Genomic DNA, 20,392 nt, shown 5'->3' with positions numbered 1-20,392 from the left:
ATTTGAACAGGGCTTGCAACTGCTGCGCCACCCTGACGCCGCATGCCACCATCAATTTGCGTCTGATGCGTGGATCAATCGCTATCATTCGGGGAAAACGGCGAAGCAAACCGTATCTGCTGTTGAAACCCCTTACGGCAAATGCGATTCATTCAAGGGATGGAAGTGCCTGAGCATCAAGTCTATGCTCGTTGGTACCAGCTGAAAAATGAGCGTCCATCAAGAAATACGCTATGGATCACGTCGCATTCTTAGGGAGGTTGCATGGAAATTCGATTGTTCCGCGAGTATTTGGTTTTGTCCAAACTTCTCAACTTCAGCAGAGCTGCGGAGCAACTTGGTATGACGCAGCCAGTTCTTAGCAGGCATCTGAAATACCTTGAAGAACAGTTTGACACCAAGCTCCTTGATCGCAACACCCACCAAGTTGAACTCACCAAAACAGGAAAGTTGCTTGCCGAAGAAGCGGAAAAAATCATTGGCCAGTATGAATCGGCTTTTCAGGTTATTCGCGAGTCTTTAGGCAAGAGCCAGCACTCTCTATCCATTATGTTTCTTGGGGCTGCAACGCGGGAGTTCTTTTCGGATTTTCTTGTTCATTTCAGAAAACATCACGAAGCGATTTCAATTGATTGTCGAGACACCGAACTGGATGCCATCCCAGGCTCGATTGATAGACGCGAGTGCGACCTTGGTTTTATTGTGCGGCCAGATCGCCACCAGAGCGACAACAGCTTTCGCCATTTGGAGCTTTTCAAGGACCCTCTTTGCCTTGCTGTTCACAAAAACCATCCTTTGGCAAAACAGCAAAAAGTATCCATTCGCGAGCTTGCAAGCTGGCCCCTGATCGGCGTCGACAAAAAGACCTCTCCATTGGCTGGCGATTGCAACAGCTATTTTCTGGAGCGATACGGTCTGAATTACGGGCCAGATATCGTCGGTCATAACCTGTCGACTTGCTGTTTTAATCTCGAACTGAATGAATCGGCAGTGGTGTTGTTACCCAAGCATCAAAGCTATTTGCTTGGTAAAAACGCGACGCTGGTTGAAATTGAAGAAAAAGATTGCCGCTTCAATGTGGAACTGATTTGGGATCCCAAGAATAAAAATCCAAGCATTGAAACCTTCATGTCCGATCTGAAGAGCTTTCTCTGCAACCGCCCGGGGTATGAATAGGTCCAAGCAGGAAAATCGGCATTTCTGGTAGGATAAAATCGTGTAAATCCAGAAATGCCAAATGACGAAAGTCCCCGCTTTATCCGAATTGCAGCTTTATGGTGTGGCTGGCGATCATATATTCCTCATCTGTTGGCACAACATGAACCGGCAGTGAGCCATCAGTGGATATGAGACCATCATTGGCTTCATTGCTGAGCGGATCCAGCGCAAAACCGAGCCATGCCAAATAGCGGCAGATTTTTTCCCGGATGAGTGCACTATGCTCGCCGATACCTGCGGTGAACACCAATCCATCAATGCCACCCATCGATACTGCCAACGAGGCGACCGCCTTGGCGACCCGACTGCAAAACAGGTCATGGGCCAGTTGTGCATCGGGTTCTTGGCTGGCTTCTATTGCTCTCATATCATTGGAAAGGCCGGATACGCCCAACAATCCGGACTCGTGATAGAGCAATCTTTCAAGCTCATCGGCGTCCAGACTATATCGCCGCATCAAATGGATGATTATACCCGGATCGATGGCACCGGGACGTGTTCCCATGGGGACACCATCCAGAGCAGAAAAGCCCATTGAGGTATCAAGACTGACGCCGTTTTTAAGGGCGGCAAGGCTGGCTCCACTGCCCAAATGCGCCACGACAACACGCCCCTTGGCCAGACCCGGTTTGTTAGCGGCCAAATATTGAGCGATATATTCATAAGAAAGACCATGAAATCCATAGCGGCGCACGCCTTCTTGCGTATAGCGCTTGGGGATCGCATAGGTGGTCGACAAGGCCGGCTGTGTTTGATGGAAAGCGGTGTCAAAGCAAGCCACCTGCGGCAAATCTGGACGGCTTTTGGCCAGCGCTCGAATAGCCGCCAAATTCTGTGGCTGGTGCAGCGGTGCAAGCGGGCTCAAACCATCAAGTTGCGCAATCACGCTGGCAGTGGCCAATACCGGTTTGTCGAACAATGAGCCGCCATGCACAACACGGTGCCCTGCTGCGCGCAGTGGCAAATCCGTAGGCAGGTTATTCTCGATCCAGGATAACAGATGCGGCAAGACGGAGGGTACGGTGCCCTTGTCCAGATGGCCCCAAGGCTCGTCCGCCAACAAACCTTTGTCAGCAGCCTTTGCTTTCAGCCGCGCTGCGGTGCCTATGCCATCCAGCTGTCCGGCAAAAAACGGTGCTAATTGGTGTCCACCAGCCGCGACTGTGTCCACTTGGAAGACTGTGAATTTGACGCTGGATGAGCCGCTATTCAGGACCAGCAGCGCACCTTTGATATTGCAAGCATTTGTCATTTTGACTATGTACGCTTCCTATTTAGCAGATTTAGAAACAAGAAAAGCGAAAGCCATGCTCCCGCTTTAAATCACATTCTCTCAGGACCGCTCGACGCATAGAGCAATGCCCATACCGCCGCCAATGCACAGGGTAGCCAGACCTTTTTTGGCGTCGCGGCGTTCCATTTCATGCAGCAAGGTTACAAGGATACGGGCACCTGATGCGCCAATGGGATGACCAATCGCAATGGCTCCACCATTGACATTGACCTTGTCGATGTCCCAAGCCATTTCCTTGTTGACTGCAACAGCTTGCGCCGCAAAGGCTTCGTTGGCTTCAATCAAATCAAGATCTTGTATTGACCATCCGGCGCATTCGAGCGCCTGACGCGAGGCGGCAACGGGACCAATGCCCATAAGGGACGGATCCACTCCGCAAGTCGCCCATGAGACAACTTTGGCCATCGGTGTGATTCCCCGCCTGTTGGCTTCATCTGCCGTCATCATCAGAACAGCAGCGGCGCCATCATTGATGCCCGATGCATTGCCAGCGGTGACGCTGCCATCCTTTTTGAATGCGGGCCGAAGCTTCGCCAGTTTTTCTGCCGTTGTCCCGGGCCGGATAAACTCGTCTTGCTCGACGATGACGTCACCCTTGCGACTTTTAACGGTGACCGGCACAATTTCTTTTACAAAACGCTGTTGTTGCTGGGCTGCCGCTGCCTTGTTTTGGGAGGCAGCAGCAAGGCGATCCTGATCATCGCGGGTGATGCTATATGTTGCAGCGACATTCTCCGCTGTGTTGCCCATATGATAGTCGTTAAAGGCATCCCATAGTCCATCATTGATCATGGTGTCAGTCATGGTAGCGGGGCCCATTTTGACACCATTACGCAAATGCATGACATGTGGAGACAGGCTCATATTTTCCTGTCCACCCGCGACAATGATGGAAGCATCACCCGCTTTGATGGCCTGCATAGCCAGTGCGATGGCACGCAAGCCAGACCCGCAAACCTGATTAATAGTCATTGCCGTGGAGCTGTTAGCAAGACCGGCATCAATTGCTGCGCGTCGGGCAGGATTCTGGCCTTGGCCTGCGGTCAGAACCTGTCCGAGAATGACATCGGACACATGGCTTGGATCAACCTTTGATCTCTCAAGCAAGGCCTGGATTATGGTAGCGCCAAGCTCATGAGCAGGAACGGTCGACAGACCTCCGTTGAAAGTGCCAATGGCAGTGCGGGCGGCGGCGGCAATGACGATATCAGTCATATTATCCTTCCTGAATAATCTCGATTGATCAGTTTTTCTTTGAAGTGGCATAGGGTTGCAGGGTCATCGCAACCATTTCCCTACTCTTGACCTTGAAAGGTTTCATCGTTCCAACAGCCTTTAAGAGCAGGATCTGAGCGCTATCTTCGGACGAGCTCGGGGCAAATGGGAAATTCTTTTTCCGCATAAATGTTATTCATGACACCGGCAAAAATATCTGGTCTCAAAGTGTTTATTGCCACCCTATTAGGCGCGTGTGCCTACACTGCATGTGGCATTATGTTGCGCTTTCTCAGGCATTGAGACTGGATATCTGCTCCACAGACGATCTTCAAATTCGGACAGAGGTTTGGCATCTTGCAGCACGGCCTGCGCCTGCGCTAGGTCTGTGTTCATTTGCACAAGGAAGTCATCCTGTTGTTCAAACATCTGCTCGGAACGCAATCGATCATGGAAAATTACACTGATTTGTTCGCCGGATAACACGCTGTTAAAATCAAAAAGATGCAGCTCCAGCATCCTGTTGTTAGCCTCCAAAGCAGGGTGCTGCGCATGGCGAGCAATCCCGTTGTGGGTGGATCCATCCGAGCGGATGACCTTTACGGCATAGACACCCGCTTTGATGCGATAATTCTTGGTCATGCAAAGACTTGCTGTAACGGTCTCCAACTGCCGGCAATGGGTTTTTTGTGGCCGAATCGTGCCGCAGACAAAATGTCGATAGCCAAGCAATCGATTGGCAGTTTGTACCGCTCCATCCTCCAGCGCTTGGCGGATGCGCGTCGAAGAAACCGCGTCACCACTGCAGTCAGATTTCATATCGACAATGTCCACACCAAAGCCGCGATGCTCGCCCTGTGCTCGCAGATAGTCCGGGGTGCCAGAGCGGTTTTCGCCAAAATGAAAGTCGTAACCGGAAATGACATGTTTGGCTTGCAACGCTTCAATCAGAACCTTGTCGATAAAGCGCTGCGGTGACTTGGTGGAAAACTCATGCGTGAAATTCAGTGAAAGCACAGCGTCCATCCCCATCGCTCGTGCCAATTGTGCTTTTTCCGTGTGGGGGGAGAGGCGAAAAACCGGTTTGTCGGGTCGAAACAGAGTACGCGGATGGGGCTCGAATGTAAGCATAATTGCCCGCAGTCCCGACCGTTTTGCACGTGTCATGGCGAAGTCCAAAACGGCCTGATGACCACGATGAATGCCATCGAAATTACCAATTGCCACTGCAGCGCCACACATCACCTGCGGCAACGGTCCAACGGGCTGGCAACGATCAACAAAATGGGGGGCAATGGCCATCATAACAAAGCTCCGGTCAAATGCAGGCCCGTGTGTGAGGGGCAATAAAGAGGAAAGGTGTGCTGTTAGGCCAATGGGCGCGCGTGTTTACTGGCGCCCGCCCGCTGGACTTAGGCGGTTTGTTCGATCACCGCTTTGGTTGGGCGAAAGATCATAAATGTCAGCCCTATACCAATGACGCTGAATGCCGAAACAATCAGGAATCCCAGTGAATATCCACCGCTGAGGTTCTTTGTGAATGCGGCAATCTGAGGCCCTAAAACACCACCGATGCCATAGGCGATATAAAGAAAGCCATAATTGACATTGACATATTTGGTGCCGAACACATCCGCTGCGGCTGGCGCAATCAGAGCAGCAAAACCACCATAGACAAAGCCCACCGCCATAATGGCCACCACAAACAGAGTGCCTTGAGCGCTGAACAGCGTCACCATCGAAAGCCCGACGACAAGGAACAGCACCACCAGAATTCTGAACCGTCCAAGACTATCGGAGATGACTCCCCAGAAGACCCGTCCAACGGCGTTGAAAATCGAGATCATACCGACAAGGAATGCTGCCTTGGTGGCGGTGACCCCGACATTTTCCATCAAGATGGAAGAGGCATGCCCCATGACCATCAGGCCTGACGTTGTGCCCAGCGCAAACAGCGACAGCAGCAGATAGAATTTCCAGCTGCGAACCATTTCCGGCCAGTTTTTGTCTTCCGCAGTGCCGCCTTTGGCTTTGCTCATTGCAGATGCGGTTTTGGCAATAAACTCTTCGTCAGGATCACGCAGGACCAATACAAACAATGCGATAATGATAGTGAAACAGATGCCGAAAATCTTATAGACAGTCATGATGTCATAGAGATTCTCCAGACTTGCAGCGATGGGGGCCCAAAGGATGGCACCTGCACCATAGCTGCCGGCCAACAGACCCGCGGCAAGGCCCTTTTTCTCGGGGAAAATCCGCACGCCATATCCCATCAAGCAAGGATAAAGCATGCCAACGCCGACGCCGACGCCCAAACCGAAGATTATGAAAAACATCAAGAAACTGGTTGTGAAGCCTGTCAACAACAGACCCAACCCATAGATCAAAGCGCCAATAAACAGATAGCCTCTTGTACCAAGCCGGGCCTGATATCGACCAATCACCATGGGCGTGAGGGTGGAGACCGCAATTTGTGCCGTGAATATAAGAGACGCTGTTGTCAGGTCCCAGCCAAACCGTTCGATCAGAGGGCCTTGAAAAACGCTCCACGTATAGCCAATCCCGGAGCAGATTGCGACCACGAGTGACAAGCCCAGATACACCCATCTTTTTTGATTGAAATCCATAATTATCTCACCTTCATTTTAGGGGTTATTCAGGCGCTCATGCCGAGCGTTCACCCGGCCCACCACTACAGTTTGGAGCGAGGCATGGCTCTATCCAGAACACGCCTACGCTCATGCATGATGACTTCAAAAGGTCGTTCCCTTCTTTCCGCCATCTCTTTCTTGGTCCGCTCTGGCGGTCTGCATCACGCCCAACAGCCAGAGCGGACAAGCTCTCTATCGATGCCCTCAGTCGACCTTCATGCGACCGGAGACACCACCGCTGACTTCAAGCACATGGCCGGTTACATAATCTGACTGGGCCGTTGCCAAATATTCCACCGCCTGGGCGCAGTCTTTCGGCGTCGCAAAGCGTCTGAGTGCGGTTCTGTTCAAAAAGCTGTCTTCGCCAGCCGCCTTGTACATATCGAGCAGTCTGCCGGTAGCGACAAAACCCGGTGCGATACAATTGACGTTGATGCCATATTTGCCCAGATCCTGCGCAAGGCACTGGGTGTAATGAATGACACCGGCTTTAGAGACGGCATAATGGGCATAGCTACCGTCGCTGTTGGCCATCAAGCCGCCAATAGAGGCAACGGTTATGATCTTGCCGTATTTGTTCTTTTTCATCACCGGGGCTACGGCATTGCAGGTGTAGATCGTTCCATGCAGATTGCGATCAATGACCGCGTGATACATGTCCCAGTCCATTTCGGATGCCTTGTTGCCGTCCGGAGGCCCCATGCCGCCACCGGCATTGGTGATGACAATGGAAATGTCGCCCAGCTCTTCTGCAATCTTGTGAACACCGTCAAAGACCTGTTCTCGATTGCCAATATCTGCAACAGCACTGGCGGTCTTGACGCCTAATGCCTCAATTTCTTCCATGACATTGGCAGCGGTCAGTAACCGTGCTTCATTTTCGAAATCATTGAAGGATTCAAAATTGATATCCATCACGCCGACATTTGCGCCCAAGGACGCAAGATGAAGTGCATATTCCCGACCCAAACCGCGAGCGGCTCCAGTCACCAGAACAGTTTGACCTGTTAAGTTCCCCATTATTTTCTCCAGGTAATTTTGAATTACGAAAGATCTATATTTTGATCCAGATCCTTTGCGCCGAAGCGAAACGGGCCTACCGGACCTTGTGCATGCAATGCTGCCGGCCTGCGATAGAGCATAGGCAGCTGGAATGACCACGCCGACGAATGTTCCGTTAAATCATTGTCGACACTGCACAGTATGTTCTTGAACGTATTATGTAAGTGAGCGTCAAGTTGCCCGCCGGAACCGAGGTCTCCGACGGGCCAGGACATTGCCCAGTGCATGGGGGGTAATGTCACAATTCTTCGATTAGGCCGTATTCAGATCAACCTCTGGCTTTACCACAGGCTGAACCGCAGGGCGTTTCTGAATGCGGTTCATGACCAAGACCAGCACGGCACAGATGATCGCAACGATGGCAAGAATGTTGATCGAAGTGACATAGGTACCGGTAGTAGCCAGTGATTTGGCAGAGATGAACAGGCCTGCGGTACCACCAAAGGAACCAATGCCGATCCATAAACCATTCATCCGACCAACCACACTTGGATCGTAGGATTCTGCGATTTTTGCCTGCAACATCGGCACCAGCATGCCGATACCCAAACCAGGCAAGATCAAGAAGAGTGTGAGCAGAGCCTGATTGTCATACACGCCACTAAACTGCAAAGCGCCATAGGTGAATGCCAAAATGAAGCCTAGGAAAATGATGCCTCCGGGGCGACCATTGAAGAAACGACCAGCAGCAAATCCACCCAGAATAGGGGCAATGATAGATGCGATCTGAAGGAAGGTTGTCAATTGACCGCCAACCACCGGGCCAAGACCAATGCCTGCGGGTGATGGTTCTGCAAAATAGGATGGTGTGATGCTGAAAGCAGTCTGCAGCAACCACATGGATCCAAAGGCAGCCGTGATACCGAGCCAAGTCAACGGAGATGCCATTGCCTTTTTGAACACGTCACCATCAGCCGAGCCATCTGGCGCGCCACCCATCATTTGCGGGGCTTTGCCACGGCTGTATGCGAAGATTGCAAGGCAATAGACAAGCACAGCAAAAGGAATGATCGCCACCACGCCCATCGCCGCTCTCCAATCACCAAATGCAGTGAAGGCGGCCGGCGTTACGGTAACCGCAAGCATGGCGCCCAGCGGGTTGAAAGCACCGGTAATGCCCAGTGCAAAAGCGCGTTGTTTGGCAGGGAACCATTGCATGATCATCGGGACCATGCCGCCCATGCAGAAACCAACCGCAAAGCCTTGCAGAATTCGGATGACAACCACTGTATTGTAGGAATGCCCCAGCCATACCGTTGCAAGGGTTGGCAAGAAGGCCAACAACACACTCACAACAATGGACGCAGCAGGCCCAAATTTATCGACGAATGGCCCCCCAACAAAGAAGGAGATTGATGAGAAAAACATGAAATAGGTCATCAATTGAACTGCGGTTGGCAAATCAACCGACAAGTCTTTCGCGATCTCTCCCAATAGCGGCGCGTAAGACATGGAAACAAGCTGGAAGCTGGTTATGGCCAAGCATATCGCAGCAAGGATAGCCCAACGCAGAGCAGAATACTCCGGCGCTGTCTTTTGAGTGTCATTCATGAGATTTTTTCCTCCAAAACAAAACGCTTAGCTAACAAAATAGGGAGCGTTTCCACATTCATTCCAAGGGGGTCTCAGGACATGATGCGATTGATGTCAGGGCTATCCCGAAGCATCGTCGCGCGGCAAAGCCAGCGCGAATGATGATTTTCGGCGCGATAACGGATCCATATTCGCAAAATTCAGGGACCATCATTTCGTCTGCAAGCAAACGCAACAGAAGGGAAAGGAACCGGAAAGACCTGTGCTCACCAGCGAGCCGGTTGGTTCCGGCATCTTTTCAGGCAATGCCGGAGTTCCTTTCCCCATTCTGCTCACAGTCTATTTTTCTGCAAGTCTCTCGCCCAGAACATAGCTCAGGGTGATCGCCCGGCCATGGCTGAGGCCCGGTGCCATCAATGGATATTCATTGGCAAAGAAGTTACCCTGCATGTTGCCCACGGCATAAAGGCCTTCAATCTTGTTGCCATCATTATCGAGAACCTGCATGTCGGGATCACAATCCAGACCACCCACCGTTACAAGAAGGTGTGAGCGAATGGGCACAGCATAAAATGGCCCCTGCTCGATGGTGAACATCAGATAGGATTCTTTGTTGAAGTCCTCGTCTTTGCCTTTTTTTGCCATCTCTGTATAGCGCTTACAGGTTGCTGCAAAGGTGTCGGCCGGGATGCCCATTTGTTCCGCCAGACCTTCCAGCGTATCGGCACGATGGACCCAACCTTTGTCGGCAAAGCCGTTTAGCTGTTCAATCGGCTCATTGACCGGACCGTCAAATCCGGTTTCAAATGTTGCATGATCCTGTTCGTATTTGGCATCAAAAACGGCCCAGGCCTGTTTGCCCGGCTGGCGGAAACGCCCGTCTGTCAGGGTCTGGTTTGGCATCGACTCGCTTTGGAAGCGCTTGCCGAGCCGGTTGACATGCATGAAGGACTGGTTGCCGGTCATGAGATCGACATTGAAGCCGGGAATGGTATGGACCATCACCGGATGCGGCCAGTTCTGCAAGCCAGCTCCAGTCCACAATGCCTGCGCAAAGACTTCACCGGAGTTACCGCCTTCAGGGCCATAAGTTTTGATTTCTGGGTCGTTGGCAGCGGGGCACCAAGCGTCGACCATTTCCTGATTTTCTGTATAACCACCAGCGGCAAGAATAACTGCTTTGGTCGCGGTGAGTTTTACATAATTATTTTCGGCATCCTTGCCGATAATGCCGCTGACCGGCCCATCACCATCACGTAAAATTCGTTCGCAGGATGTGTTGTACTGGAATGAAACACCCAGTTCGATGCATTGAGCTTCAACGAATTTCAGGAAAGCTTCCTGTGTTGGTACATATTCGTTGCCAGTGCTGATAGCCTGCCCCTTACCTGCGAAGATATGCGCAGTGGGATATTGCCGATAAAGATCGGGATGTTCTTTAGCAACGCTAAAGCAATCAACCAGAGCAACCTGCATGTCGTTTGCTTGGCAAAGATCAATATAGTGATCAAACACGCGACCGCTCTGACGCACCCAAATATTGACAAGCTCAGGATGAACCCGGTTGTTGGCGAAGCGGATCAGATCGGCAAAAATGAGGTCTTCGTCAATTTTCTCACCGGATGCCAATTGCAGTTTGCTGTTGACGGCGGCGTTATCCATGCCACGTGCTGACAGGCCTGAGAATTTTTCAACAACAGCGACCTTCAAGCCTTGTTCGGCAGCGGAATGAGCTGCAAAAATCCCAGCGCAGCCAGCACCCACGATGACAACATCAAACTCTTCATTGCTGGATATCTGGCTATCTGAAATTGCAGACGGCACCGTTTCCCAACTTGGTTTATTTGACGTCTTGTTACTGAACATATGTGGATCGGCCATCCCATTCCTCCTGATCGGACGACGGTCTGTTGCCGTGTCCATTTGTCTTGTGCTCATGTTTGATGACCCCATTGGGTCTTGGCAACCAAAGCACTTGCTGTGATAAACTAACGATTATTCCTGCGACAGTGCCATTGCAGGATTAAGGTATTGGCGATCAAAATAGGCCAACGCGCTGTTGTTCTCGCTGCGTACAATGCCTACGACCTTGCCTATAAGGATATTATGCGAACCTGCTTCGTGAACTTCGCTCAGTTCACAGTCAAAGCTTACAAGCGCATCTTTGAGGACCGGACAGCCAGTCTCCAAATCAGTCCAGTCGGCAGCAGCATAACGTTCTTCCATATCTTGCATTCCACCGGCAAAGTGCCCCGAAAGCGACGCTTGATCGCCAGCCAGTACATTGACGCAGAAGCGTCCATTTTCAAAAAACAAGGCGCTTTGCGCAGAATTGCGGTTCATGCAGACAAGCAGACTGGGTGGTTCATCAGAAACACTGCACATTGCAGTGGCAGTAAAGCCACCACGACCAGAGTCCCCACTCGTCGTAATGATGTTGACCGCTGCGCAAACACTGGACATAGCATCGCGAAACTCGTTTTTCGAAACCGTAGACATTGGCATTCCCCTTCCACTATTCACCCAAATGATTGCTCGATTTGATGTGAAAAAGATGGTTATTTAGTACTTTAGGTTATGCTGAATATCTTTGAAGGAAAGCGTGGAGAATGAGAAATTCTTTTTTCGCATAAATGTTATATGGAAATTGAATTCGACCTATTCATCGCTGCTAGCCGACCTTGAAGTTGGGCAAACTGTTGTTGCCAGTCAGAAAAACTAATAGCTTGTCTTATGTTTTTCCTATCAATCTGTAAGGATTGAACCAGTGCCCACCACGCCATTCTTGGTGAGCAGTGGTGGCGGCTGGATCGATATGGGCTAGGTCGTAAAGGACCGTTTCTGAGTATGGTCAGCCGCCGTCTTCGCATGAGGCCTGAACGGATACGCAAGCTTGGATTTTTCATGGGCTTGCATGACAAGCATAGGACATGACGATGATGACAAATGACAGCATAGGCATTGATATCTCAAAGGATTTCCTGGATGCACATCGACTGAGTAATGGAGCGTCAGCTCGCTTTCCCATGACAACTGCCGGTTTCTGTTCCTTATCCAAATGGTTGGGCGAGGAAGTACTGGCTCGCGTCGTGTTCGAGGCAACTGGACCATATCATAAGAATTTTGAACGAACGTTTTCGGGCAAGTTTCCTTTGGTGAAGGTCAATCCTTTGCAGGCACGCCGATTTGCACAAGCCTGTGGGACAAGGGTGAAAACGGATGCGGTAGACGCACGTATGCTCGCGAACTTTGGGAATGCCCTGAGACTTGAGCCAGATCAGCCGTTAGACGATAAACAACACGAACTCAAAGAGTTGTTTAGTTCCAGAGGTGCACTGATCAAGGACCGCACCCGATTGATTAACCGCCTCCAAACACAAACCCTCGCTCTCGTTAAGAGACAGACCAAAGCGCGGATAGATCAAATAACCCGTCAGTTGAAAGCATTACAGCAGGATATCAACGCAAAAGTGCAAGGCTGTCCAAGCCGCGCCCGAGCCAACACGATTCTTCGCTCCATCCCAGGCATTGGTGAAGTGGCTGCTGCAACCATTTTAATCGAGATGCCGGAAATCGGAACTCTCCATAAAAAGGGAGCTGCGAGCCTAACTGGATTGGCCCCAATGACGCGCCAGTCAGGAAAGTGGCGCGGCAAAGCCACTATTCAAGGTGGCCGAAAACAATTGCGCAATGCGCTCTACATGCCTGCTCTGGTTGCCGCACGGCACAACCCCGACATGTGCAGCAAATACAAAGCCATGATCGAGCAGGGCAAACCACAAAAGGTCGCTCTAACTGCAATAATGCGAAAGCTAATTGAACTCGCAAATGCATTGGTCAAAGCAGATCGTGAATGGGTTCAAAATGGCACTTGACCAAGACGGATACTCAGAATTACAGGAATATTGAGGTGAAACAGGTGCTGTTGCTCACCCTCATTCTTGTTTATGCGATCAAGTTACACCGTGTCGTGCGCTACTGCATTTGATGCATGACCATTGCGCTAGATCAGTAATAATGGATGTCTACAGCGCCAAAATTTAAGCCGTCTGAATTTTCAACTCTTGCGGTCTTCCTGACCAATGCTAGAGGGCGCTGTTGTTTTCATGGCTAGCAAGTCTAGCCGTAGCCGATGATGGTCCAATGGCAATCCGGAAAAATGCTCCCATGCATAGATCCCCTGATAGAAAAACAGCTCATATCCGGAAATAATCTGAATGCCTGCATCGCTGGCGTTCTTTATGAATACAGTTGGGCTCGTCGCAAAGATTATCTGCGGGCGCATTTATCCCGTGAACAGCCTCATTTTCATGCTTTGTTAACTTTTTGAAGTCCGAAGAGGAGAGCAATGAGATCATTTTGTTTGTTAACGGTCCATGTCCCCGGAAAATCGAAGCCCTTCTTCAGCCACAGCATAGCCTCGAAACCAGCAATGGTCCGTCGCGCTGTGTTGAATGACTGGAAACCACCAACTTTGGACATATTCTTCTTCACCCTGAAATGGTCACTTTCTATGCGCTGCTGCAAATGCTTGGTGACATAATGGACAGGGTTAGGTCGCAATAGACCATCATCAACCGCAGTCTTGATCGTTGAGGGAAATGTATTGGCGCCGTCGGTGCCGATCTTGCCCGGTGAAAGCAGTGGTTCATCCTTGAGTATCTTGTTGAAGAAACGCTTTGCTGCATCGATATCACGCTTGGCGGTAAGCAGAAAATCGACTGGGTTCCCGTGTTTGTCTATGGTCCGATACAGATATTTCCAGGCCCCGCGCACCTTGATATAAGTCTCATCTACCCGGATAGAACCACAATGTGGTTTTCGAAACCGGCGTAACCGTTTCTCGATTAGCGGAGCATAGGCCAGGAACCAACGGTTGATGCTACAGTGATCAACAGCGAAGCCACGCTCAAGGAACATTTCTTCTAAATCCCGATAACTCAGCGGGTAGCGCAGATACCACGACACCGCTTGAATGATCAGCCATGCCTCAAATTGCCTACCTTTGAAATCATTCTTTGATTTCCGCTTCAGCCTTTCGGCAATGGCATTAAGAATCATACGACGCTCCTTCAACAAATCGGAGCTCCTTCTCACCGCAAAAATCTCAATACTCGGTTAACAATAAAACTTTGCGACAGGGCCACTTGGCAACACACATCCTATTGATACCGCACAACTATTTTTAAATCGGGCTCTAACTTCCCATCAATAAACTTGGTAGCCAGACACTGAGGAATGGGAAAAGGCTGAGCAAGACAAGGACCAAGAAATTTGCCAACAGGAATGGCAGTGCCCCTCTAAACACCGTAAGGATACTCTCGCCTGAAACCGATGCGCAGACATTGAGGCACATGCCGACAGGCGGGGTGACTAAGCCGACAGCGAGACCAGATATCAACACCGCTCCGAACTGAATCGGCGAGACACCAAGAAGCTTGAGTGCTGGCAGGAATACTGGCGTTAATAATAAGATAGCGGGACTGACATCAACAAAGAAACCGATCAGCAAAATCACGACCGCCACAGCCAAAAGGGCGGTTTGTGGCCCCAGTTGCAATTCAACAAACAACAGGCCGATGACTTGCGTGACATGTTCCAGTGCCAAAATCCAGGTAAAGACCCCGGAAAAAGCAATGATGATCATCACATTGGCAGAACTGAGGATTGCATCTCCGAATAACTTCGGCAGATCTTTGATTTTCAGACCCCGATAGACGAATAATCCCACAACCAATGCATAGAGCGCACCCACGGCAGCCGATTCCGTTGCCGTTGCAACACCTGTTACAACCGACCCGACCACGATCAGAGGCATCAAAAGCGCAGGCACCCCTTCCAAGCTGCAACGCATGATTTCACGCGGTGATAAATCGACGGTTTCGCAAGGGTAATTATGCTTGTGGGCAAGAAACAGTACGATCCCCATCATGAAAACACCCACCAACACACCGGCAATCAGGCTGCCGAGGAACAGGCGGCCAACGGATTCAGACGCCGCAAAAGCGTAAATGACCATCGGGATAGAAGGCGGGATGATCATGCCCATGGTCGAGGAAGCAGCTATCAGTCCGGTAGCAGTGCGCACCGGATAGCCTTTTTTCTGCATCGCCGGGATCATCACCTGACCAATGGATGCGGCGTCTGACACGGACGAGCCAGAAATACCGCCAAACACCATCGACGTCATCACGGAGACAAGGCCGAGACCACCGCGCAGGCGGCCAACAAACATCATGCAAAAATCAATCAGGCGTGCGGTCAGGCCACCGTGATTCATCAGGTGCCCCATGACGATGAAGAGCGGCAGAGACAGCATCACGGAGCTGTTCATGCCAGCATAGACCCGCGCCGGCAATACCGCGATCAAGTCCGGCTGGTAGAGGAAAAAATAGAGCATGCCCGATAGGCCCATGGAATAGGCAATAGGCACGCCGATCAGCATGAAGAGAACAAGGCTGCATATAAGTAACAACATAAAAGACCTTACGCGGCGTTGTTGGATGGATCGGAACACGACGTCAGCACAAGGGCTGTAAGGCGTGTGACACAGAATAGAATGGCAAAGAAGCAGCCAATAGGAATGGCAATTTCGACAATGCCTTCGGGAATGTGGAGGATGGGGTCCTCGCTGTTGCCGACAATGCTGATCCATTCCATGCTGTAGACGAACAGCATGCAATGCAGCACTCCGATCAACAGGAGTATGAACCCTTCCAGCCAATTCTGGATGCGCGATGGCAGCAGGCCAATCAGGGCGTCGATCCTGATATGTTTGCCGCGTGCTATGTCTACGGACGCACCAATGCATGTTGTGTAGATGAACAACATGACGGTGGCTTCGCTGCCGCCGACGATCGTGGTGTTGAAGCCATATCGTAAAATGACCAACAGGGTGACAAGGGCAAAAATCAACGCGAAGACAACAGTCAGCAGCATTTTGAGTCCACGCAACAACATCTGCTCGAGCCGAAGGACAGGATGTTCCTGATTGGCGGAAGCTAAACCGGTCATGACAATGCTTTCAGGAAAATGTGGGCTTTCAGGAATATACTAGTTGTTCTGAATTCCGGAACTCAGAACATTTGGTTCCGGAACTCAGGCGCAAGGCAGAGCCCGCTTATTGTCCAGCTTGGACGGCCTGCTTGACTTCAGCAGCTGTAAAGGTGCCATCCTCGACATAGGCATCCCAGACGGGACGGACTTTCTCAATAAATTTGACGCGGTTTTCGGTCGAAATTTCATTGACGATAAGTTTATCGCTCAGAAATTTAAGATAGTCGGCTTCCGACGCCAGCCAATGTTCATCACTCCACTTCATAGCGTCTTTGGCGGCCTTATCGAAAACAACCTTCAGATCCTCGGGCAAGCCTTCATACCATTTCAGGTTGACCATCATTGGATCGGGATGAATTTGATAATTAACGAGCGAGATATATTTCTGCGCTTCGTAGAATTTCATTTCTGTAATGTTGGATGGCGGATTTTCTTCTCCGTCAGCGACGCCCATTTTCAATGCCATATAGACTTCGCCATAAGGAATGGAGGTCGGACTGGCTTCCAGAGCCTGAAAGGTCTTGATGATGGTTTCAATACCGGGTGTGCGGATTTTCAGACCGACTACATCGTCAGGGGTATTGATCGGCCGTGCGTTATTGGTAATCTGACGAAAGCCGCCAGCAACACCGGTGGCCGGAATATAGTAGCCATTTGCCTTGGCAGCATCGGCAATGACGGTGCCAAAATCGCTACGCATGGCTTTGAGCACGGAGTCGGTATTTTCATACAGGAACGGCAGGGTATAGATCAGGAACTTTTTGTTGGCCTTGGTGAAAGCGCCCCCTCGGGTTCCCTGTACGGCCCCCATTTTGACCATGTCCATGACTTCTGGCTCACTGCCCAAGAGGCTACCGCCGAAGACTTCAACAGCAATCTGACCCCCACTGGCTTTTTCCAGCTCATCTTTGAAGAGCAGCATAGATTTGTGACGTACCGAGCTTTCCGGTTGCGAATGAGCAAATTTGAAAGTGAAGTCTGCCGCTATGGCTGGACATGCCAGCCCCAGGCTGACCGTAATCAATGCGGCCTTTAAAAATGCATTTCTCATAAATGCCTCCCTATTTCTTACCAGCCGTTCAAGCCGGGGTGGCGAACGGTGAAGCGGCCCAAATCCTCGACCCCTTCTTCTATGCAGATGACGGATGCAAGCCTCCGCTTGCGGTTCGCATTGCCCCCACACCTTCCTCCAATGGACAGTGGTATTCGGAGGCTGACGATACAGGCATTGCAAATGCCAGCATCGTCATTTCATCGCATTTTCAATAAGCTACTTACTGGTAAATAATGTCAACGGGCAAGAACGTGAGATCCAACAGACGCGACAACGCGACGCAGACAGCATGTGTGTAAAAAATCACGAAAATTCATTTATTTGATATTAATTTATTGATATTACAGTATATTTGTGATTACTTTGCCTTTCGTTTAATTTGACGATCGGAGCCGCTCGTGTATTTAACATCTAGGATGGCTCTATTGACGAGGTCTCACGAATCCTAAAACTCCATACCTAATTCGAAAATATTCCATACTTTATATGAGGCTCCATACTTACGATAAGTGACCATCAAAGGATCTATATGACGAAGCTTCCGAAAAACATTCGCATTGGTCGCAATGGTCGCGTCGGTATTTTGAAAAAGATACCGCGTGATTTATGGCAACATCCTCGCTATGCGTCGCACGCTAAGGTAATCGAGCGTTCAACGGGAGCGATAGACGTTGAAGAAGGCATCAGGCTTGCCACATCCATGTTGCAGGATTTCGATCTTGAATTTGCCACAGCCAGAGCCGAAATCCAAAGTGCCGCGGTTTCGGATGATGGCAGACAACGGCTACGGGCTGATTTCGCAAAAACAAGGAAGGCCTCGGACGACCAGACGATTAGGAGCGATCTTTCACCGCACCGCCGGACACGGGTAGCCGAAAAAACCCGGCGAGAAATCCTCGACGCCGCCATGAAGGAGTTCGCGGCAAAGGGCCTGAACGGAGCACGCGTCGACGCTATTGCCGCCAGAACAAGCATCACCAAGCCGATGATCTATTATCACTTTGGCAGCAAGGAAAAGCTTTACGCTGCGGTGATGGAAGAAGCCTATGGCGGTGTTCGCAGCAAGGAGCAGGACCTCAATCTCGGTGCGCTAACCCCCGTGGACGCCATGCGCCGACTGGTAGAGGTTACCTTCGACCATCACGCAGAGCACCCGGAATATGTGCGGCTGGTCAGTGGCGAAAACATCGAAAAAGGTCGCCATATCGCGGGCCGCCCTTCTTTGGTCGAGCGCAACGCCATAGCAATCGACACGGTACGCGATCTGCTGGACAGAGGAGAAAAAGACGGAACATTTCGATCCGGCATCGATCCCTGGCACCTGCATTTCCTCATTTCCTCTTATTGCTTTATGCGCGTGTCCAACCGTTATTCGTGGCGTGCTGTTTTCGATAAAGATCTTTGGGACCAAACGGATGTCCCCGCGCAGCGCGAAATGATTGTTGACGTCATCATGCGATATTTGAATCCACACATCGCACCATAAGCAATTTAGTGCATCTTACACTATCAATCAGCGTCGCAGACCATGAGGGACAAAACTGTGGACCGGATGCAGTTTGGCTAGGATCAGAACCTAGTAAACTATTGTCATCCCAATCCGCCTCTGATGTTCGAAACCCCATGTCTTACATTCGCACAAAGCGTCCCTGTTACTTCGTCAAACTCAACGATGCCAATTTGAATAAGATGCAGCACTCTGCTGCAATAACATGTGATTCAGCTCAGCGGTTAGCCGAAAACTTCAAGGCTGTCTGGCAACAATATGGTTCCAGCTCCCGGATGTTGAGGCAGGGCATAGCAGCCAGCCTCAACCCGGATTGGCTCTTCAAAGTGGTTCATAATCTACGGGATATATTCCAGAATTGTTGATGTTAGGGCAAGTGAGCTGGTTGCCGAGGCTATTGCCGCTGCAACTCAAGCGAGTCGTTATCCCATAGGTGTGAAATTGTCGACCTTTGAAGTCATGTATCGGTACACGCATACTTAACGTGACAACACCCTTCACTCTGTTTCGCGCGCGCCNAACAAAAAAACTTTGCGACAGGGCCCTCAAAATCCTTTCTCACACGACGCCCCAGGCGCGGAACCGGCCTCTACCGGTCATCTCACGCAAGGACAATTGATCAATGAGCCGCAGAGCCGAGCGGGGTGTGATGGATAGGACCCCGGCGACCATCTCAGCCGAGATCAAGGGTTTGGTCAAGACCAGCTCAATCAAGGCCGGTAAATGAGAGCTTTGACGGCGCTCGCCGATCCTGTGCTGCATTTGCTGATGGGCCAGACTCAACTTGTCGTGCAGTTTGAAACCGGAATGTGCCGTTGCCTGGAAGCCTTCAAGTATAGCAAGCAGACGTTTGGTGCGATTGCGGCTGGTTCTTTGCTCAATCGGAGCCTGTCTGAGACCTACATTGAGGGCGGCCAGATGGCAGAACCCTCCCTGCCCTCGCAGAAAATCTGATACAAGCACGCGGCCCAACCAGCTGCTGTGTTGCAGGACTTGCAATTGGTTCCAGGCGTCGATCAAAAGGGCGGCCCGTAAGACTGCAGGCAAATGGGTCGATGTGCGCAAAACTGTTTGCCATTGCGCAAACCGGGCGTCTTCGTCCCAATCGGCCTCGTACACAAGGGCATTGTGCGGGCGCCGGTCTCTCATTGTTGGCATTGACGCTTCGACCAAAAGCGCCTCGCTGCGGGCCAGAATGGCATCAATTTCAGCCATCTGGGCAATCAATGCATCGGCCGTTTTGTCTGCTGGCAATGGTTGCGCATTTTCCTGCTGCTCTGGATCGCTTGGGGATTGATCATGTGTGGTGTTGCGCAAAGAGCGTAGCCCATTGACATCAAGGGCCCACCCGGGGGCGTGCCGGTCAATGCGACGTCGCGCTCGCAACACCGCTGCAGCGATGGTCAAGACATGGGACGGGGTTTGGATATCCCGGCTGGCGTCATGCAACACCAAATCTTCCATATGCACCAACTCACCATCGATCCAAAGAGAGGCGCAAGCGTCCTGATAATGCATGCGCTCGACCCAGCCCTGTTTGATGTCAGATCGGGAAACGCGTTCATCCAGACGCGTCAGCGCGGCTGTTGCGTCCGTGACGGGTGCAAACAGGCTTTGCAGCGGCAGATCATTAAGATTGTAGTCCATTGTAACCATTATAGAGATCGCAACTAACGGACGCAAACACTATATTAATGTCTGTCATATGGATGCACTGGTATGTTCGCTATTCACTAATGATAAGTAACCTTTATCGTTAATTAGACTTCTCAGGCCGTTTACGCTACAATCAGCGGATT

At 50.9% G+C, this 20,392-nt stretch carries 17 protein-coding genes; 4 read left to right on the top strand and 13 right to left on the bottom strand.

The genetic code is table 11. From position 1 onward, the window contains the following. Window positions 1-264 precede the first annotated feature (264 nt). Window positions 265-1,176: a LysR family transcriptional regulator gene (locus tag C0081_RS11220; protein WP_101533926.1), complete on the top strand. Its 912-nt coding sequence runs from the start codon at window positions 265-267 to the stop codon at window positions 1,174-1,176. 79 nt (window positions 1,177-1,255) lie between these two features. Here the strand turns inward: C0081_RS11220 and C0081_RS11215 are convergent, their stop codons facing one another. The 8 genes from C0081_RS11215 to C0081_RS11180 form a co-directional block, all read right to left on the bottom strand. After that, on the bottom strand, window positions 1,256-2,470 hold the full coding sequence (locus C0081_RS11215) for an acetate/propionate family kinase (protein ID WP_101533925.1): 1,215 nt from the start codon (window positions 2,468-2,470) through the stop codon (window positions 1,256-1,258). A gap of 81 nt (window positions 2,471-2,551) precedes the next feature. Continuing rightward, a complete protein-coding gene (locus C0081_RS11210; RefSeq protein ID WP_101533924.1) occupies window positions 2,552-3,727 on the bottom strand; it encodes an acetyl-CoA C-acetyltransferase in 1,176 nt (391 codons plus the stop codon). A 246-nt stretch (window positions 3,728-3,973) separates the two neighbouring features. Beyond that, the gene (gene ribF / locus C0081_RS11205; protein ID WP_101533923.1) at window positions 3,974-5,032 is read right to left on the bottom strand and encodes a riboflavin biosynthesis protein RibF; all 1,059 of its coding nucleotides are present in this window, start codon (window positions 5,030-5,032) and stop codon (window positions 3,974-3,976) included. A 107-nt stretch (window positions 5,033-5,139) separates the two neighbouring features. Next, window positions 5,140-6,357 carry an L-lactate MFS transporter gene (locus C0081_RS11200; RefSeq protein ID WP_101533922.1) on the bottom strand — a complete coding sequence of 406 codons (1,218 nt, stop codon included), beginning with the start codon at window positions 6,355-6,357 and terminating at the stop codon, window positions 5,140-5,142. A gap of 228 nt (window positions 6,358-6,585) precedes the next feature. Next, a complete protein-coding gene (locus C0081_RS11195) occupies window positions 6,586-7,401 on the bottom strand; it encodes an SDR family NAD(P)-dependent oxidoreductase (protein ID WP_210200476.1) in 816 nt (271 codons plus the stop codon). Between the two features lie 294 nt (window positions 7,402-7,695). Then, complete coding sequence (locus tag C0081_RS11190) at window positions 7,696-8,994, bottom strand: MFS transporter (protein ID WP_101533921.1); 1,299 nt, start codon at window positions 8,992-8,994, stop codon at window positions 7,696-7,698. Window positions 8,995-9,315: 321 nt separating this feature from the next. Beyond that, entirely contained in the window at window positions 9,316-10,857 is a 1,542-nt protein-coding gene (locus tag C0081_RS11185; protein ID WP_180966849.1) for an FAD-dependent oxidoreductase, read from the bottom strand. Window positions 10,858-10,971: 114 nt separating this feature from the next. Then, window positions 10,972-11,475 (bottom strand): flavin reductase, encoded by a 504-nt coding sequence (locus C0081_RS11180; protein ID WP_101533937.1) that lies wholly within the window; start codon window positions 11,473-11,475, stop codon window positions 10,972-10,974. Between the two features lie 437 nt (window positions 11,476-11,912). Between C0081_RS11180 and C0081_RS11175 the strand changes: the two genes are divergently transcribed. Beyond that, a complete protein-coding gene (locus C0081_RS11175; protein ID WP_245417927.1) occupies window positions 11,913-12,851 on the top strand; it encodes an IS110 family RNA-guided transposase in 939 nt (312 codons plus the stop codon). Window positions 12,852-13,284: 433 nt separating this feature from the next. Here the strand turns inward: C0081_RS11175 and C0081_RS11165 are convergent, their stop codons facing one another. The 4 genes from C0081_RS11165 to C0081_RS11150 form a co-directional block, all read right to left on the bottom strand. Continuing rightward, the gene (locus tag C0081_RS11165) at window positions 13,285-14,037 is read right to left on the bottom strand and encodes an IS6 family transposase (protein ID WP_101533917.1); all 753 of its coding nucleotides are present in this window, start codon (window positions 14,035-14,037) and stop codon (window positions 13,285-13,287) included. A gap of 136 nt (window positions 14,038-14,173) precedes the next feature. Continuing rightward, on the bottom strand, window positions 14,174-15,454 hold the full coding sequence (locus C0081_RS11160; protein ID WP_101533916.1) for a TRAP transporter large permease: 1,281 nt from the start codon (window positions 15,452-15,454) through the stop codon (window positions 14,174-14,176). An 8-nt stretch (window positions 15,455-15,462) separates the two neighbouring features. Beyond that, window positions 15,463-15,990, bottom strand: a complete 528-nt coding sequence (locus C0081_RS11155; protein WP_101533915.1) for a TRAP transporter small permease — start codon at window positions 15,988-15,990, stop codon at window positions 15,463-15,465. Window positions 15,991-16,096: 106 nt separating this feature from the next. Next, on the bottom strand, window positions 16,097-17,083 hold the full coding sequence (locus C0081_RS11150; protein ID WP_101533914.1) for a TRAP transporter substrate-binding protein: 987 nt from the start codon (window positions 17,081-17,083) through the stop codon (window positions 16,097-16,099). Window positions 17,084-17,085: 2 nt separating this feature from the next. Here C0081_RS11150 and C0081_RS11145 point away from each other — a divergent pair, with 2 nt between their 5' ends. Then, entirely contained in the window at window positions 17,086-17,301 is a 216-nt protein-coding gene (locus C0081_RS11145; RefSeq protein ID WP_101533913.1) for a hypothetical protein, read from the top strand. A gap of 314 nt (window positions 17,302-17,615) precedes the next feature. Beyond that, window positions 17,616-18,572, top strand: a complete 957-nt coding sequence (locus C0081_RS11140) for a TetR/AcrR family transcriptional regulator (protein WP_210200475.1) — start codon at window positions 17,616-17,618, stop codon at window positions 18,570-18,572. A gap of 579 nt (window positions 18,573-19,151) precedes the next feature. Here C0081_RS11140 and C0081_RS11135 read toward each other — a convergent pair. Beyond that, window positions 19,152-20,249: an RHE_PE00001 family protein gene (locus tag C0081_RS11135; protein ID WP_101533912.1), complete on the bottom strand. Its 1,098-nt coding sequence runs from the start codon at window positions 20,247-20,249 to the stop codon at window positions 19,152-19,154. Between the last annotated feature and the right edge of the window lie 143 nt (window positions 20,250-20,392).

The organism is Cohaesibacter celericrescens, from assembly GCF_002866925.1.
In the GTDB taxonomy this organism is placed as follows: domain Bacteria; phylum Pseudomonadota; class Alphaproteobacteria; order Rhizobiales; family Cohaesibacteraceae; genus Cohaesibacter; species Cohaesibacter celericrescens.
The sequence above is the reverse complement of the archived record's forward strand: the minus strand, read 5'-3'. Positions and strand labels throughout refer to the sequence as shown.